General features: G+C 29.6%; 14 protein-coding genes. 5 read left to right on the top strand and 9 right to left on the bottom strand.

Features of this window, described 5'->3' with window-relative positions:
- Positions 1-32 precede the first annotated feature (32 nt).
- Positions 33-1,553: an inorganic phosphate transporter gene (locus L8X50_RS00245; protein WP_133318806.1), complete on the top strand. Its 1,521-nt coding sequence runs from the start codon at positions 33-35 to the stop codon at positions 1,551-1,553.
- Here L8X50_RS00245 and mnmH read toward each other — a convergent pair.
- The 7 genes from mnmH to L8X50_RS00210 are packed head-to-tail and all read right to left on the bottom strand — an operon-like array spanning position 1,548 to position 6,801.
- Positions 1,548-2,531 carry a tRNA 2-selenouridine(34) synthase MnmH gene (gene mnmH / locus L8X50_RS00240; RefSeq protein WP_263660157.1) on the bottom strand — a complete coding sequence of 328 codons (984 nt, stop codon included), beginning with the start codon at positions 2,529-2,531 and terminating at the stop codon, positions 1,548-1,550. The two genes, L8X50_RS00245 and mnmH, sit on opposite strands and share 6 nt — an antisense overlap.
- Positions 2,524-3,012, bottom strand: a complete 489-nt coding sequence (locus L8X50_RS00235) for an HIT family protein (protein ID WP_263660073.1) — start codon at positions 3,010-3,012, stop codon at positions 2,524-2,526. Before L8X50_RS00235 ends, mnmH begins: the two co-directional genes overlap by 8 nt.
- On the bottom strand, positions 3,012-3,614 hold the full coding sequence (locus tag L8X50_RS00230; protein ID WP_263660072.1) for an indole-3-glycerol-phosphate synthase TrpC: 603 nt from the start codon (positions 3,612-3,614) through the stop codon (positions 3,012-3,014). The genes L8X50_RS00235 and L8X50_RS00230 overlap by 1 nt, the downstream gene beginning before the upstream one ends.
- Complete coding sequence (locus L8X50_RS00225; RefSeq protein WP_263660071.1) at positions 3,599-4,834, bottom strand: tetratricopeptide repeat protein; 1,236 nt, start codon at positions 4,832-4,834, stop codon at positions 3,599-3,601. The genes L8X50_RS00230 and L8X50_RS00225 overlap by 16 nt, the downstream gene beginning before the upstream one ends.
- Complete coding sequence (locus L8X50_RS00220; RefSeq protein WP_263659104.1) at positions 4,810-5,181, bottom strand: YkgJ family cysteine cluster protein; 372 nt, start codon at positions 5,179-5,181, stop codon at positions 4,810-4,812. The genes L8X50_RS00225 and L8X50_RS00220 overlap by 25 nt, the downstream gene beginning before the upstream one ends.
- Positions 5,171-5,863, bottom strand: a complete 693-nt coding sequence (locus tag L8X50_RS00215; protein WP_263659105.1) for a tRNA1(Val) (adenine(37)-N6)-methyltransferase — start codon at positions 5,861-5,863, stop codon at positions 5,171-5,173. The genes L8X50_RS00220 and L8X50_RS00215 overlap by 11 nt, the downstream gene beginning before the upstream one ends.
- Entirely contained in the window at positions 5,857-6,801 is a 945-nt protein-coding gene (locus L8X50_RS00210) for an NAD(P)-binding domain-containing protein (protein WP_263660070.1), read from the bottom strand. Before L8X50_RS00210 ends, L8X50_RS00215 begins: the two co-directional genes overlap by 7 nt.
- Positions 6,802-7,052: 251 nt before the next feature.
- On the opposite strand from L8X50_RS00210, the gene L8X50_RS00205 reads away from it, so the two are divergent.
- Positions 7,053-8,303 carry an MFS transporter gene (locus tag L8X50_RS00205; protein ID WP_263660069.1) on the top strand — a complete coding sequence of 417 codons (1,251 nt, stop codon included), beginning with the start codon at positions 7,053-7,055 and terminating at the stop codon, positions 8,301-8,303.
- Positions 8,300-10,309, top strand: coding sequence for a CocE/NonD family hydrolase (locus L8X50_RS00200; RefSeq protein WP_263659108.1), 2,010 nt, complete (start codon positions 8,300-8,302; stop codon positions 10,307-10,309). Before L8X50_RS00205 ends, L8X50_RS00200 begins: the two co-directional genes overlap by 4 nt.
- A 30-nt stretch (positions 10,310-10,339) precedes the next feature.
- Here the strand turns inward: L8X50_RS00200 and L8X50_RS00195 are convergent, their stop codons facing one another.
- Positions 10,340-13,852: an acyl-[ACP]--phospholipid O-acyltransferase gene (locus L8X50_RS00195; RefSeq protein WP_263660068.1), complete on the bottom strand. Its 3,513-nt coding sequence runs from the start codon at positions 13,850-13,852 to the stop codon at positions 10,340-10,342.
- Positions 13,853-13,921: 69 nt separating this feature from the next.
- A complete protein-coding gene (locus L8X50_RS00190; RefSeq protein ID WP_133318817.1) occupies positions 13,922-14,530 on the bottom strand; it encodes an NAD(P)H-dependent oxidoreductase in 609 nt (202 codons plus the stop codon).
- Between the two features lie 133 nt (positions 14,531-14,663).
- Between L8X50_RS00190 and L8X50_RS00185 the strand changes: the two genes are divergently transcribed.
- Positions 14,664-15,797, top strand: coding sequence for an efflux RND transporter periplasmic adaptor subunit (locus tag L8X50_RS00185; RefSeq protein ID WP_263660067.1), 1,134 nt, complete (start codon positions 14,664-14,666; stop codon positions 15,795-15,797).
- The gene (locus L8X50_RS00180) at positions 15,794-17,725 is read left to right on the top strand and encodes an ABC transporter permease (RefSeq protein WP_263660066.1); all 1,932 of its coding nucleotides are present in this window, start codon (positions 15,794-15,796) and stop codon (positions 17,723-17,725) included. The genes L8X50_RS00185 and L8X50_RS00180 overlap by 4 nt, the downstream gene beginning before the upstream one ends.
- Position 17,726 lies beyond the last annotated feature (1 nt).

The raw sequence follows: 17,726 nt of genomic DNA, 5'->3' as shown, positions 1-17,726 counted from the left end.
ATATTCTTAAAATAATTTCTTAAGGAGAATGCTTGAGTAAAGACAATACCATTGCATTTTTTATTTTTATTGTAAGCGTTTTGTGTTTTTTTGTTTGGGGTTATAATTACATTCCTAATAATTCCATGATATTATTTATTCTTGCTAGTGTATTTGGAATTTTTATGGCCTTTAATGTTGGCGGTAATGATGTTGCAAATTCATTTGGCACTAGCGTGGGAGCTAAGACAGTTACTATTAAGCAAGCTTTAATTATTGCAGCAGTATTTGAATTAAGTGGGGCTGTGTTTGCAGGTGGGGAAGTAACTAATACTATAAGAAGTGGTATAGTGGTTTTACCAGATAGTGTTGATCCTATGGTGTTTGTATGTGTTATGCTTTCAGCTTTGCTAAGTTCAGGTATTTGGTTATTTATAGCAACAAAAAAAGGACTTCCAGTTTCTACTACTCATAGCATTATAGGTGGTATTGTAGGTTCAAGTATAGCTATGGGGTTTGTATTTTTTGATCAAGACCAAGCTTTTTCTATGGTAAATTGGAATGGTATTTATAAAATAGCTATGAGTTGGGTTATTTCTCCTTTACTTGGTGGACTTGTGGCGTATTTAATTTATGCTTATATTTATAAAAAAATACTTCAACCTTCGGCTTTGATTAATATGCAAATAAAAGAAATTAAAAAAGAAAAAAAGGAGTTTAAAGAAAATTTTTTTATCAATTTAAAAAACAAAAGTCAAGAAGAGCAAATTAAAGAATTAAGTGCCATTGTTTTAGATGATGATGAAAAAAGAAGTGAATATAAGTTAAAAATTAAAGAATTAAAAGAAAAAGAAAAAAATATAGATGTTTTTTCTAAAATGAAATTTCATGTTCCTTTGGTTGCAGGGATAGCTGCTTTAATAATAGCGTCAATGTTTTTATTTAAAGGTTTAAATAAAGTTTCTACTTTAGATATGGTGCAGAATTTATGGATAGTTTCTATTATTTCTATTTTTGCTTATATAGTTACTTTGGCTGTTGTAAGATTGATGAAAAAAACTGAAGTAAATAAAACTATAGAAAAGATTTTTTCGTGGTTTCAAATTTTTACTGCTTCTAGTTTTGCTTTTTCGCATGGAGCTAATGATATAGCTAATGCTCTTGGGCCATTTGCTGCGATTTTGGATGTGCTTAAAAATAATACCATTAATCCAAGTTCGCCAGTGCCATTTGCTGTAATGCTTATGTTTGGTATAGCTTTGGTTATTGGACTTTGGTTTTTAGGTAAAGAAGTTATTCAAACTGTTGGTTCAAAACTAGCAGAAATTAAGCCAACAACAGGCTTTAGTGCTGAACTTGGTGCAAGTATTGTTATACTTTTAGCAACTCAACTTGGAATTCCAGTTAGCTCAACCCATATTTTAATCGGTGCTATTTTAGGTATAGGGGTGTTTAATAAAGATGCTAAATGGGGTATGATGAAACCTATTGGTTTAGCTTGGGTTATTACTTTACCAGTTGCTGGAATTCTTTCAAGTATTATTTTTGTAATTTTTGTAAATATAATCTTATGAGTTTAAACTCATAAGATATTTTTTAGCTTCATTTAAATTAGAGCTATTTATAAAATAATCAATTTTTGCAGGTTTTTTATATACTTTATCATAATATTCAAAAAGCATTTTTACACAAAGTTCTAAATTATTCTCTTCATAATTTTTACAAAGTTTTATCTTGAAGTCTTTACTGATATAGGGTGAGATTTTCTCAACACATTGATAAAACACTTTTTTATCCATTGGAGTATAGTTTTTTAAAGCTCTTTGAATGCGTAAATTTATATCACACTCGCACCAAATTTTCTTAGCTTTTTGCATACTATTATATAAATTTAGCGGGATAGTTAAATTTCCAATTTGTCTGCTTTCAGCTTCTATAAAACAAGTTTTGTGAGTATAATCTTTTAAAAAATAAAACAACTTATCTTCAAAGGCTTTTTGGCTTGGTTGTTCTCCATAAATTTTACCAAAACTTGATCCTTGGTGATTAGCTAGTTTTTCTAAATTTAAAGCATTGTTTAAAGTTTGGATTAAATCACTTTTACCACTTGCTGTATTGCCACAAAGACATAAAAACTCAATATTTAAATCTTTCCTAAAAAACTCACTCACATAACTTCTATAGGCCTTGTATCCACCTTCTAATCTTACAACTCTATAACCAAGTTCAGCCAAGATTAAAGCAATAGCTTTTGATCTTTTACCACCTCTTGCACAATAAATTCCCACCAAAGAACCTATTTTATAATTTTGATAAAGTTTATTAATATGTTCACTCATATTTTTACAAATATAACTTGCACCTTTTGCTTTAGCTAAGCCTTTATTTTTCTTATAAAGTGTGCCTATTTCTTCAAATTCATTATCATTTAATGCGTAGTAATTTTGCGCAGATTTTATATGAGCAAGTTTGTATTCTTTGGGACTTCTTACATCAATTAAAAGATCAAAATTAAATTTTAAAAAATTTTCAAAATCAACTTCTTTATACATAGTCTTTAAAAGCTTTGCATAAGGTGGTATAAACTTTTTCCAAATCACTCCCACAAATTCTAGTTTGTCCTATGGTAGTGATAAAATTTGTATCCCCTTGCCATCTTGGGATTAAATGATAATGACAATGCGGCGCTATGCCAGCTCCTGCTGCACTGCCTAAATTCATACCTATATTAACACCCTTGGCATGAAAGTTTTCTTTTAAAATTTTAACTCCAATACGCACAAAATGGCTAATTTCTAGCCATGCATCATTATTTAAATCTTCTATATTTTCTAAATGCTCATAAGGGATAATCATGAAATGACCCGGACTATAAGGGTATTTATTCATAATGCCAAAACATTCTTTAGCTCTAAAAATTACCCCAAGTTTTTCATCTTCATTGAGTTCATACTTACAATGACAAAAAGGGCAAAAATTTTTATCTTTATTATTAAAATAAACATCCCTCCAAGGTGCGTATAAATACTCCATCAACTCTCCTTTATGCAAGCATGCAGATTTTTGATATTTTTACTTATAAGAGCTTTATTTTTTGGTATCAAAGGTAATAGCTTTTCATCTTCTAATAAAAAAATTCTAGCTCCTGCTAAAATAGCATTATTAAGATCACTTTTGCTTTCAATATAAAAAATGGCCTCTAAGCCAAGATGTATTGCAAAATTATAAAGTTTTTTTAGTTGTATAGTTTTTAGCATTTTAGGAAATACAATAAACGCATCAGCTCCATATACCAAGCTTTCTAAAATTTGATATTCATCAAAAATAAAGTCAAATTGCACAATGGGTTTTTCATGATAGCGTCTAAAAAGACTTAAATTTTGTATGTCTTGATTAAGCAAAGGACTTGTTGGTAAAACGATAGCATCAAAATTTTCATGATTAAAATTTAAATCTTTGGAATATAAAAAATGCGAAAGTTTTCTTTCAAGCAAAAGTGTGTAAATATCTTTAGGATAAAAAGCATTAGAAGCTAGGCTTCTGCCTAGCATATCATAAGGAAAAATTTCTTTTTTATTTTCTAGAATTTTTTGTGTTTTTGAAAAATGATCTTTTAAATCTATTGTTTTAAACATTTTTCAATGGCCTTTAAGTGATCTTTGCTTTCTTGGGAATTTGCAAATTCTTTATCGTGGAATGTTTTTTGTAAAATTTCATAAGCTTTTTTGCAATTTTTAAGTTTATAATAGCCCCAAGCTAAAGAATCTAGGTAGTAAAGATTTTGTGGTTCTTGTTCAAGTGCCCAGCCTACTAATTCTATGCCTTTTGCAATATCAATATCATATTCGATTAAGGCATAGCCATAGTAGTTTTGATATAAAGCATCGCTACGCACATCTACACTTTGTTCAAATTTTTTCATAATAGAAGCTAGAATTTTTGGATCCGTGATTTTTTTACTTTTAGAATCCATATAAATTTCAAATTCTAAAACCCCTGCCATAGAAAGGTATTTTTTATCTTTGCTAAGTTCATAATGTTTTAAAGTTATTTCGTAAGCTTTTTTATAATTTTTTGTTTGTGTATATAAGAAAATTTTAGTATCAGGATCTATGTTGTATTGTTGGACTAAATTTAGAGCTTGTTTATAATTTTTTTCTTGCACTAGTAATTCTATCATAGCATATATATATTTAATATCATTGTTGAGTTTATATAGTTTTTCAAGGGTTTGAATGCTTGCCTTATTGTTTTTTTGCTCTTGATAAATTTTTAAAAGTAGGGTGCATGTTTTAAGAGTGCATTGTGAATTTTTTACAAATTCTTCTAAAGCTTTTTTAGCTTGATCGATATTTTTATTTTTAATATTAATTTCAACTATTTTAAGTAATAAATTTTCATGTTCAAAAAGCTTATAAGCAAGATTGTATTGCTCTAAAGCTTTGGTGTATAAAGCTTTTTTAGCAAAAATATCACCTAGTATTTCATAGTTTCTATAATCTTGCTCTTCTTTAATGAGTTTATAAAGTATAGTTTCGGCTTGTTTATAATCTCCTATTTCAAAAAAATGCAAAGCATTTAATCTTGCAATAGCTGTATGATTTAAAAATTCTTTAGAGGCTTTTAAAAGTTCATCTTTTTGTTTTAAGTTAGCACCCAAAGCTAAAAGCAATGCTTTTTGCAAATAGATACTTTCATTATTTTCATGAAATAAATTTGTATAAATATCACATGCTTTTTGAAACTGTCCATGTTCTTCATAAATGAGTGCTTGTAAGATTTTATCTTCGCTTTTAGCCAAAGCAAGGTTTGTTAGGATAAAAACGATAATTAGTGAAAGCAAACCCCTATACATTCTTCTTTCAACTCCTCTTTGTGTGTTTTAAAATACTCCCAAAATGGAAAAGTTTTACATTGTTTTGGTCTATGCTTGTAAATTAAACATTTTTTATACATTGTATCAAAAAAAATACAACGATAGCCATTTTCATGCTTTACTTCTTTAAAACTATATTTAAATCCAACTTTGATAAGGTATTGTTCTTTAAAGGCTTCAAAGTTTAAATTTAAAAAAGCAGCAATAGCTTCTAGCTCTTCTTTGCTAGCATAGATATATCCACTTTCTCCAGTGCAGCATTTTCCACCGCATATTTTACAAGCATTTTCATCAAAAGAATAATCAAAGTTTTTTTCACATATCATAGCTTATAGTTCCTGTATTTTCATAAATTTCGCTAATTTTTGGATTTAAAACATTATTTTCATACATAAAAAGCGTAGGCATTATCACACAAGGGCTTTTATTATTTTTTTTAATATGCATTAAAACAAGCCTTGCATTAGTTTGTGTATTGGTGTGAATACATTGAAGAGAAACTAGTTTTAATTTAAATTGTTTTAAATAAGCACAAATTTCATCTAAAAAACTTGCCTCATAGCACATAAAAAAACTACCATTTGGCTTGATTAAAGTATTTATTTTAGCAAACATCTTCTCAAGCGGCATAAATTCTTGATATCTTGATATACATAAATGCAAATCTTGGCTTTTTTGTGTATTTTTTTTATAAAATGGAGGATTAGAGATTAAAAAATCAAATTTTATATCACTTTTATAGTTTAAAAAGTCTTCGCAAATGCTTTGAATTTCAAGTTTATTTTCTTTGGCATTTTTATAACTTAGTTTGATATTTTGCTCTTGAATATCTAGTAGATAGACTTTTGAATTTGGAAATTTTTGCTTTACTAAAAGTCCTAAAATTCCACATCCACATCCTATATCAAGGATATTTCCTTTTAAGTTATTTTTAGATAAAAAGTCAAAAAGTAAAAGGCTATCATTATTATAACGATAGCCTTTTGAATATTGAAAGAGTTTTAGCATTTATAAAGATGATCGCAGATTTTAAATGAATCATTTAAACCCACTACAATAGAAGCTCCGTTTTTACTCGCTATATCGCCTGCTACAAATAATCCTTTTACATTACTTTCTTTGTTTTCATCAAAGCTTGGCACACCTTTTTCATCAACTTCTATAGAGCATTTTTGTAAGAAATCAAGTGGAGTTGAACCACCAATAGCATAAATAATGCGATCATAAATTTCACTTGTATTGTTAGTGAAATTTACTTTAGCTTTGCCATTTTCATCTTCAATACCAGTTATATCTATGCCGAGTTTTGCTTTTACACTGCCTTGCTCAAAAGCTTTTTGAATATCTTCAAGATTAATATCGTTTAATCTTGAGAAAGTTTCTCTTCTATAGCAAAGTGTAACATCGTTATTTTTAGCTAAATCTATAGCGTATTCTGCTGCTGAATTTCCACCGCCTACAACTAAGATTTTTTCATCTTGGCTTGTTGAATTTGCATTAAAATTGATGATTTTTGTTAAAGTTATAGGTAAAGTATAGCTTGGTTTATTTGGCTTACCCATTCTACCTATGGCAATAACTGCATTTTTACAAATATAATTTTCATTTGCAGTACTAACGATGAAATTTTCTCCATCTTTTTTAACACTTTCAACTTCACTAGAAAGCTTTACTTCAAGATTATGCTCTTTAATGGCATTTTGGAAAGTTTCTATCGTACTTTCTCTAGTTCCATCTTCAAAATTTATATGCCCGTGATTTGTGCTATCACAACCTTTATAAGCTTTATCTACTCTTTTGCCTTCTTTGTAAAATTTTACCAAGGTTTGACAAATCGCATCAGCTTTTTCTAAAACAATAACTTCTTTATTTTTTATTTTAGCTTCTACTCCTGCTGCAATACCTGCAGGGCCAGCACCAATAACTACCATATCAAAAATTTTCATTATTTCCCTTTTTTAATTTTTAGTTTATGTAAATGTATCAAAAAAACAATAATAAAAAATAAAAAACAGAAATTATTTTTATTTTGTAAATAAATTTTTTATGCTTATAAATTATTAAATTAATAAAATTTTATAATAAAGTAGATTAAAATGTGTAAAAAATATATTATTATAATATTTTTTGCATAAAATCACTTATATAAAAGCAAAAAAACATAAAAATTATATATAGTATGCAAAAGGAGTTTTTGATGGGACAAAATACAGGACAAAGTTTAAAAAATAATTTTTTAACATTATTGTTATTATCCTTTTGCGGATCTATTATTTATGGTTTACCTTATTTTAGAAAGTATTATTATGATGATTATATGAGTCTTTATCATTTAAATAATTTTGAAATGGGGCTTTTGGGTAGTGCTTATGGATTGCTTGGTTTGTTTTCTTATGCTTTAGGAGGTTATTTAGCAGATCGTTTTGCACCAAAAAAATTATTGATTTTTTCTTTAATTGCTACAGGACTTGGTGGTTTATTGCATTTATATTTTACTTCTTTAAATGCACTTTTGATTATTTATGGAATTTGGGGGATTACTTCATTATTAACTTTTTGGCCTTCTTTGATGAAAATAGTAAGGAGTTTAGCAAATTCTAAAGAACAAGCAAGGGCTTATGGAATTTTTGAAGGCGGTAGAGGAGTTGTTGGTGCTGCACATTTGGCTATAGCTACGAGTATTTTTGGATATTTTCAAACAAAAGCCTTAGCCGCACAAGGTATAGAAATGGTTATTGTGTTTTATTCTATAGCTCCTATTGCAAGTGCTATTTTATTGTTTTTTCTTTTGAAAGATGATATTAATGAGCAAAGTGAGAAGATTAAAATCAAAGACTTGGTTTTTCTTTTGAAAAATTCTGCTCTTTGGCTTGTGGTTGCTATTACTTTTTGTACATATTTTTTTAACATGAGTTTTTATTATTTTACTCCTTATGCAAGCAATGTTATAGGAACTTCTGCTGTTTTTGCAGCTATTTTAACGGTATTGGCTCAATATATTCGTCCGGTTTCTTCTGTAGTGGGTGGATTTATAGCAGATGGATATGGAAAAGCTAAAATAATGATGATAGGCTTTATTTTAATGGGAATTGGTGTTATTTTTTTAATGCTTAGTTCAAAATTAAATGGATTTTTACAAATGAGTGTTTTAACTTCTGCTTGTGTTATAATTTATATAGCTATGTATTCTAATTTTGGAATTTATTATTCTTTACTTAGTGAGGGAAAAATTCCTATACATTTAGCGGGTATGGCTATAGGTGTTGTATCTACTTTTGGGTATTTGCCTGAAGTTTTTGCACCATTACTTGCTGGAGATTTATTAGATAGATACCCAGGTGTAAAAGGTTTTCATATATATTTTACTATTATGATAGCTATGGCTATTTTGGGTGTAATGTTTTGTTTGATTTGGATTAAAAAATACAATAAAAAGGAGATGAAATGAAGGAAATTGTTTTTAACTTTAAAAACAAGGTTAGAGTAATAGAAAATGAATGGATAGTTTTAAAAGATGGCACTAAGCTTTCATCACGAATTTGGCTTCCTCAAGTAAAAGAAAAAGTTCCTGCTATATTAGAATACATTCCTTATAGAAAAAATGATGGAACAAGGGGCAGAGATGAGCCTATGCACGGATATTTTAGTAGTAATGGCTATGCGGTTGTTAGGGTTGATATTAGAGGAAGTGGGGAATCTGATGGTTTATTAGAAGATGAATATTTAAAACAAGAACAAGATGATGCTTTAGAAGTCATTGAGTGGATTGCAAAGCAAGAATGGTGCGATGGGAATATTGGTATGATGGGTAAATCTTGGGGTGGCTTTAATTCTTTACAAGTTGCAGCAAGAAGACCTAAAAATTTAAAAGCAATTGTAGTAGTAGGTTTTACCGATGATAGGTTTAATGAGGATATTCATTATAAAGGCGGATGTTTGCTTAATGATAATTTTTGGTGGGGTAATATCATGCTTGCATATCAATCACGCTTTGTTGATCCAAAAATTGATCCAAATGGTAGAAAAAAATGGTTCAATAGGCTTGAGAACATGCCTTTATGGCCCACATTATGGCTTGAGCATACTTTAAAAGATGATTATTGGAAGCATGGATCTGTTGGGGAAAATTATGATGATATACAAGTCCCTGTTTTTGCATTAGATGGATGGGCTGATTCTTATACTAATCCTGTTTTTACTCTAATGAATGGTTTGAAAGTTCCAAAAAAAGCTATCGTTGGTCCTTGGGCTCATGTTTATCCTCATGATGGCTTACCTTTGCCTGCAATGGGTTTTTTACAAGAAGCACTTAAATGGTGGGATAAATGGCTTAAAAATGAAGAAAACGATGCACTTGAAGCTCCTATGATACAAGCATATATTGAAAATAGCTCTAAGCCAAATTCAAAAACAGAGAAAGTAGAAGGTCGTTTTGTTGCTTTAAATGATTTTGAAAATGATATTAGCTATAAAAAATATTATTTAAATCCGTATAAATTAACATGTAAAAAATCAAGTGAATTTATCAAAATTAATACCCCGCTAAATCATGGGCTTTTATCAGGAGAGTGGATGGGAGCTGGTGTTTTAGGAGAAAGTCCTAGCGATCAAAGGTTAGATGATGGGATGGCAGTTGTTTTTGAAAGTGATTTTTTAGAACAAGATTTAGATGTCTTAGGCTTTCCTATGTTAAATGTAAAAATTGCAAGCGATCAAGAAAAAGCTATGCTTTTTGCTCAACTTAGTGAAGTTAGAGCTGATGGTTTTGTAAAAAGAGTAAGTTATGGAGTAATCAATCTTGCATTAAGTGATAATAAAGAGCAATTTATACCTTTAAAAAAAGATGAATTTATCCAAAAGCAAATCAAACTTGATGCTTGTGGATATAGATTTGCCAAGGGTTCTAAGATAAGATTATCATTAGCGAATTCTTTTTGGCCTATGTTTTGGCCTATGCCAAAAATTTCAACCTTGACTTTAGATTTAAATGAGTGTGAATTTAATTTGCCATGTTTTAGTGGTCAAGATAGCGATAAAATCAATATGCAAGCACAAAGTGCTCCTTTAACTCCAATAACACTTTTAGAAGAAGGTAGGGTAGATAGAAGCATTTCTTATGATATTTTAAACGATACTTGGACTTGTATTACAGATGGTGTTGGCGGGGTTTTTGGAGAAGGTGTTTATAGATTTGATGAGGTTGATGTTTTAGTAAAGCATAATTTAAAAAGAGAATTAAAACTTCAAAATGAAAACCCATTAAGTGCAGAATATACCATTACTCAAACAATGCAAATAGGACGCGAGGGTTGTATGATGGAGGCGGATATAATCTTAACACAAACTAGCGATTTGGAGTATTTTTATATTAAGGGAAAATTAGTAGTTAAGGAAAATAATAAGCTTGTTTTTGATAAAAAATATGATTGTAAAACTAAAAGAAATAGTTTATAAAATTTCCCAAAGTAAAATTTACTTTGGGAATTAATTTTCTTGCAAGATTTTAGCTAAATCTTTAGCACCTTTTAGATCCACTTTGCCAGAGCCTAAAAGTGGGATTTGTTCTACCTTAAAATATCTACTTGGTTTAAAAATAGCAGGCATAGTAGAGTTTTTAATTGCTTCACAAATTCCTTCAAAATCTTGCTCTTGGCATTCTACTAATAAGCATACCATTTCACCTTTTTTATCATCATCTAGTGCAACTGCGCAAAATTTTACTATATCTGTATTGATAAATTTAGCAATTTCTTCTTCTAAAGCTCCTAAAGATATCATCTCACCACCAATTTTTGCAAAACGAGAATAACGATCTACTATATATAAAAAGCCATCCTCATCTACATGGCCTTTATCACCGGTATTATACCAGCGTATGCCATCGATTTCTTTGATAACTTCATCGGTTTTTTCTTTATTGTTTAAATAACCCACCATAACCTGATGGCCACCAATGAGTATTAATCCATCTTCTCCATGATTTAAACTTTCATAAGTAGATGGATCTACTATGCGTATAGCACTTCCTGGTAAAGGCATACCTACACTACCTTCTTTATTTGCACGGTGTAAAATCCAATAGTCAGGATCAAATTTATTCGGTAAATTCACACTTGCAACCGGAGTGGTTTCAGTGGCTCCATAACCTTCAAAAATAGGTTTTTTAAATTTCATTTCAAAGGCAGTTCTTACTTCGCTTTTGAGTTTTTCAGCACCTGAAACAATAATCCTTAAGCTTTCAAACATAATCGCATCAAGTTTTTTATTTCTTGCATAAATACCTAAAAAAGTTGAAGTAGCACACATAATGCTAACATTGTTTTTTACTATAGCTTTTGCTACACCTAGTGCATCTGTTGGATCAGCATGTGTTATGCTTTTAATCCCTTCTAATAAAGGCATAAAAGTAGTTACAGTTAATCCAAAAGCATGAAAAGGTGGCAAAGAAGATAAGATAACATCTTCATTTTTTGCACATAATACATCTGAAATTTGGGCTATATTGCTTAAAATATTGCGATTATTTAGCATTACTCCTTTAGGTGTTCCCTCGCTACCACTACTAAATAATATAGCAGCTATGGCAAGGTTTTGTTTATTAGATGCAAATAATGCTTTTATTAAACAAGTAGGTAAGATACTTACTAAAGCAAGCATAGAAAAGATTTTGAGTTTTTGTCTTTTAAAGTTTGCGATAATATCTTCCATAAAAATAATTCTAACATGCTCTTCAAATTCTAGTTTTATGCCTTTATTTTCTAATTTTTCCATAAATTTTCTAGAAGTATAAATTTGTTGAATTTGAGAGCTTTGAATGGCTTGATTTATTGCTTTTACACCTGCTGTGAAATTTAAATTTACCACGATTTTATTTGCAAGTAATACAGCTAGATTACAAAGAGAGCTAGCCATGGAAGCAGGGAGCAAAATTCCTATACATTCTTCTTTTGGAGCATAGCTTCCTTGGGTAGGTTGTATATTTAACTCATGTGATCTATTTTTTATAAAAGAGCTAAAAACTAAACTTAAAGCAAGCATTTTTCTATAAGTAATACCACCTATTAAAGGATCAACAATAGCTATTTGACTTAAATTTCTTTTAGCACTATCTATCCAAGCTCTAGCTATAGTATGCATACTTTCACATTGAGATTTCCAAGCAATAAATGAAAGTTCAAAAACCTTTGCTTTAACCACTTCTTTTTTAGTGTGTATTGGCAAGCTTTTTCCAAAAGCAATAGCGATTTTTCTTTTACTTATTTTGCGGTTTCTTGCTGAAAATTCTTCATCACTTCTTGAAAAAGCACTTCCCCAAAGTCCTCTAATATAAAAAGGTAAAATCACTCCATCTTGTTCTTCTAATTTTGAGCAAACTAACTCAAACCCACCTTTAAATTCATTAAGCTGTCCATGGCGTGAAAGCACTCCTTCTGGGAAAAGGCAAACTAAATTTCCATTTTTAATATGCATAGCAATAAGCTCTAAGCTTGATTTGCTAGAAGCACTTGAAACAGGAATAACTCCAAATTTATCAAGAAAAATTCTAATATACCACTTAGAATAAATGCTTTTTTCCATAACAAAATAAATTTTTCTTGGTATAGCCATTTGCACAATAGCCCAATCTATAAAAGATATATGATTGCCAAGTAATAACGCTCCGCCTTTTTCAGGAATATTCTCAAAACCTTCTACCAATAAACGGTAGCGTTGAAAAAACGCTATACTCATTAATAAACGCACTAAAGAAAAAGGCAATTTACTTAGCACATAAATGCTTCCAAAAAATGCCACAGCGATGATAAAATAAAACAAATTTATCACTTCAATTTTAGCATAAGCAGCAAAAGTAGCTAGTGCTAAAAAGCCTAACATAAAAATATTTTGTATGAAATTATTTCCTGCTAAGACTTTTCCTAGTTCATTTTCTTTTGCATGAAATTGTATTAGAGAGTTTAAAGGTATGATAAAAAATGCTCCGCTTAAACCAAAAATAAAAAACACTACACTATAACTTAGTAAGTTTTCTAAAAATGGCATTAAAATGCTCATTAGAAAAACCCCTAAAGCACCTAGTGGTATAAGACCTAATTCGATGTAATTTTTAGAAAACTTACCACTAACAAGCGATCCTATAATCACTCCTATACCAGAAAAAGCTAAAGAGCATTGTACATAAAAGGTATTTTCTATGAAAAGATCATTTTTTGCATATACAGGAAAACTCACTAAATAAAGTTGTGATATGGCCCAAAAAAGTGAAATTCCTATAATACAAAGCCAAATAATTTTATGAGAAAATATTGTTTTTAAATTAGAGGTTAAAAGCTTTCCTTGTAAATATTGTTTTTTATCAAAACTTAAATTTTTATCTTCTTCTTTTAAGCTAGGAAGTTTATAAGCTAAAAAAAGTTCTAATAAAGCAAAAGCTATTAATACAAAACCCAAAGGTGCAATTTGTGTTAAAATATCCGAAGGAGTGTTAAAATTTGACTCAAAAAGCATTTCAAAGCTTAGAGAAAATACTGCCATACCGGCTAAAATAGCCACAATACTTACTGCATTGACAGCTCCATTTCCCATAGCTAAAAACTCTTTTCCTACTAATTCTTTTATAAAGCCATATTTTGCAGGAGAGTATAAGGCAGATTGCACTCCCATGATAAAAGTCATTGTAAATGCAAGCCAAAATGCTCCAAGATAATAACACAAACAAATAATACAAGTTAATATTACTGAAAATAATGCAGATATTTTCATGATTTTATTTTTAGGAAATTTATCCGCTAAAAATCCAGATGGTGAAAGCATAAGAATAAAAGGCAAAAGCATTAAAGCATTGACAATAGCAGTTAGAAAAAGTTGGGTGCTATCTTCATAAAATTTATAAATGGTATTTTGTATGATGATTTTGTGTCCTAAATCCACAAAAGCGTTAATAAAAGCTACTGCTAAAAATGGCAATACGCCAAAAATCTTTAAAAAATTTCCTTGCATTTAAAACTCCATTTTATTTTAAAAATATTATTTTATTATATAAAATTTAAATGGAGTTTTGATATTTGATTAATCTTTAAATTCTACCACTTCATTAAATGCAAAACGAGCTTTTTCTGTACTAGAATTTTTTTGGGCATGTCCTAGAGCAATAAGCATAGATACTCTTTGTTTGGTAGTGTCTAAATTTAAATATTGATTGATTTTATCTTTATCAAAGCCACCGATAATACACGAACCTAAATTTAAACTATAAGCAGCATTGATAATATTTGCAATAGCAAGATGACTTTGCTCTTTTGCATAAATAAAACTTTGTTCTAAATCCATTGCGTCTAAAAATGGCTTATAGGTTTGCAAGCGTTTGTTTAATTCTTCTTGGCTTAAACCACGCTTTTTTAGTTTTTCTTCAAAATAATCTTTAAAATCAGCTCTTGAGATCACAACAATAATAGCAGCACAATTTGCTACATGATTTTGATTGTTAGCTATTTTGGCAATTTCTTTTTTATGTTCATCTTTTTGAAAAACCAAGAATTTCCAAGGTTCAAGCCCTAAAGAACTAGGAGATAATCTAGCACATTCTAAGATATATTCTAAGTTCTCTCTAGAAATTTTTTCTTGAGTATATGCTCTAATGGAAGAGCGATTTTGCATTAAATTTAAATAATCTTGCATATAATTTCCTTATTTTTAGTTTAATTTATCTTATACCTTATAAGCTTTAAAATTGTTAAAATTATATTTTATTGCTACAATTTTATTTTTACTTCACACAAATGTTTTATTATGCGGTTTTTAAAGGATTAAAATGAAAAAAATAATTTATTTGAGCATATTTTTGATTATACTTATTATAGGGGTGTATTTTTACTTTTTTGCAAATAAGGAAGAATATAATTATCTAACTTATGAGGTTAAAAAACAAGACATTACTCAAAGCATAGAAGCAATAGGTGAAGTTTATGCAAAAACCCAAGTTGATGTTGGTGCACAAGTTAGTGGGCAAATTACTAAACTATATGTAAAATTGGGCGATCGTGTTAATGAGGGTGATTTAATCGCACAAATTGATAAAGATAAACAACAAAATGATTTAGATATTACTAAAGCTAGACTTGAAAGTGCAAAGGCAAATTTAGAAAGTAAAAAAATCGCTCTTGATATAGCTACTAAACAATACCAAAGAGAGCAAAAACTTTATGCCAAAAAGGCTACCTCTTTAGAAAATCTTGAAAATCTTAAAAATACTTTTTATGCCTTAAGAGCAAATGTGGCTGATTTAAAAGCTCAAACTACTCAACTTGAAATTTCTTTAAAAAATGCTCAAAAAGATTTAGCTTATACTACTATAACTGCACCTAGTAAGGGTGAGATTATCAATGTAGCAGTTGAAGAGGGGCAAACTGTAAATGCAAACCAAAATACACCAAGTATAGTGCGCTTGGCTGATTTAAGTGAAATGGAAATTCGTATGCAAATAGCTGAAGCTGATATTAATAAAATTAGTGTTGGAAAAAAGGTAAAATTTAGCATTTTAAATGAGCCTGATAAAAAATATGAAGCAACTATTTCAAGTATAGATCCAGCAAATACTACCATAAGTGATGCAACAAGCAATACAAATTTAAACTCAAACTCAAGTACTAGCACTAGCGCTGTGTATTATTATGCAAGGGTTTTTGTAAAAAATGATAATAATTTTTTACGCATAGGTATGAGTACAGAAAATGAAATTGCTATTAAAACAGAAAATAATACTTTAGTTATACCAACTTTAGCTATAAAAAGCGATACAAGTGGTTATTATGTAGAAATTTTAAAAGCCAATAATATAAGTGTAAAAACACCTGTTAAATTAGGTATCAAAGATAGTTTAAATACTCAAATTTTAGATGGTATTAATGAGGGTGATTTAGTTATCATAGGTAAAAATAAAAAATGATACGCTTAGAAAATATACAAAAAAAGATTAATAATACAACTATTTTAGAAAATATTAATCTTTATATTCAAAAGGGAGAATTTGTAGCCATTATAGGACAATCAGGAAGTGGTAAAACCTCTCTTTTAAATATTATAGGCACACTTGATGAACCAAGTAGTGGAAAATATTTTTTAGATGCATATGAAGTAACTAATTTAAGCAAAGATGAAAAAGCAAGAATTAGACGCGAAAAAATTGGTTTTATATTCCAAAGATATAATTTGCTTAGTCTTTTAAATGCTAAAGATAATGTAGCCTTACCTGCTGTTTATGCAGGTAAAAACAAACAAGAAAGATCACAAAAGGCTAAAGAATTACTTTCTTTTTTAGAGCTTGATCATAAAGAACTTTCTAAGCCAAATGAACTAAGTGGTGGGCAACAGCAAAGAGTTTCCATAGCAAGAGCTTTGATGAATGGTGGTGAGCTTATTTTAGCAGATGAGCCAACGGGTGCGCTTGATTCTAAAAGCGGTAAGATAGTTTTAGAAATTTTAAATAAACTAAATGAGCAAGGACACACCGTAGTTTTAGTCACTCATGATAGGGAAATAGCTGCTAGAGCAAAAAGAGTTATAGAAATTAAAGATGGTAAGATTATAAGTGATAATGGTGCAAAAAAAGCAGATGAAATAAAAGCTAAGTTAATGCCAAAAGAGAAAAAAAGCTTTAATTTGCTTAAAAATCAGCTTTTTGAAAGTTTGAAAATGTCCATAGCTTCCATTGTAGCACACAAACTACGCTCTTTGCTTACTATGCTTGGTATTATCATAGGCATAGCTTCAGTAGTTTGCGTGGTTGCTTTAGGGCTTGGAGCCCAACAAAACATACTTGCTTCTATTAGCTCTATTGGGACTAATACTATAGAAGTTGTTTCAGGGCGTGGCTTGGGAGATATTCGATCAGGCAGAACAAGGCTTAATTTAAGCGATTTAAAAACCTTAAGTTCTTTGCCTTATTTAGAAGCAGTAGAAGCAGATGTGGGTAAAATAGGGGTGGTAACTTATAAGAATAATTCTTTACAAGCTAGAATTTATGGAGTAGGACCAAATCATCTAAGACTTAGAGGTTTTGTGATGGTAGATGGTAGGTTTATTAATAATGAAGATATAAAAGATAATACTAATATTTGCATTATAGATGAAAATGCTTTGAGAATTTTATTTGATAATATCAGCGTTAAAGATGTTTTAGGTAAAAGCGTGATTTTTAACAAGCAACCTTTAACTATAGTTGGTGTTTTAAAAAAAGAAAGAGATAATAAAGGCTTTAGAGCTGATGAAAATACCATTAAAATTTATACTCCTTATTCTACTTTGATGAATAAAATCACAGGAGATAAACAAATAAGAGCTATAGTAACTAAGGTAAAAGATGAGGTAAATCCTGCTTTGGCTGAAGAAGCTATGGTAAAAATTTTAGAGATTAAACGCGGAAAAAAAGATTTTTTTACTATAAATTCTGACGCGATTAAAAATGCCATTGAGGAAAATACTGCTACTTTGACTTTACTTATTTCTTCTATTGCAGTGGTATCTTTGATAGTAGGTGGTATTGGTGTGATGAATATCATGCTTGTTTCAGTAAGTGAGCGCACAAGAGAAATTGGAGTTAGAATGGCTATTGGAGCTAGAAAAGAAGATATTTTAATGCAGTTTTTAATCGAAGCTGTGTTGATTTGTTCTTTAGGGGCTATTTTTGGAGTAATGCTTTCTTTTATCATCATTGAAGTATTTAATTCTTTAAATTTTGGTTTTACGATGATACTTTCATTAAATTCGGTATTTTTAGGGCTTTTAAGTTCGGTTTTAATCGGAGTGGTTTTTGGATTTTTCCCAGCAAAAAATGCAGCAAATTTAAATCCTATTAGTGCTTTATCAAAGGAATGAG

Origin of the sequence: Campylobacter sp. CNRCH_2013_0898h (assembly GCF_025772965.1) — a bacterium.
Taxonomy (GTDB): domain Bacteria; phylum Campylobacterota; class Campylobacteria; order Campylobacterales; family Campylobacteraceae; genus Campylobacter_D; species Campylobacter_D lari_D.
This window is presented reverse-complemented; position numbering and strand designations above follow the sequence as displayed.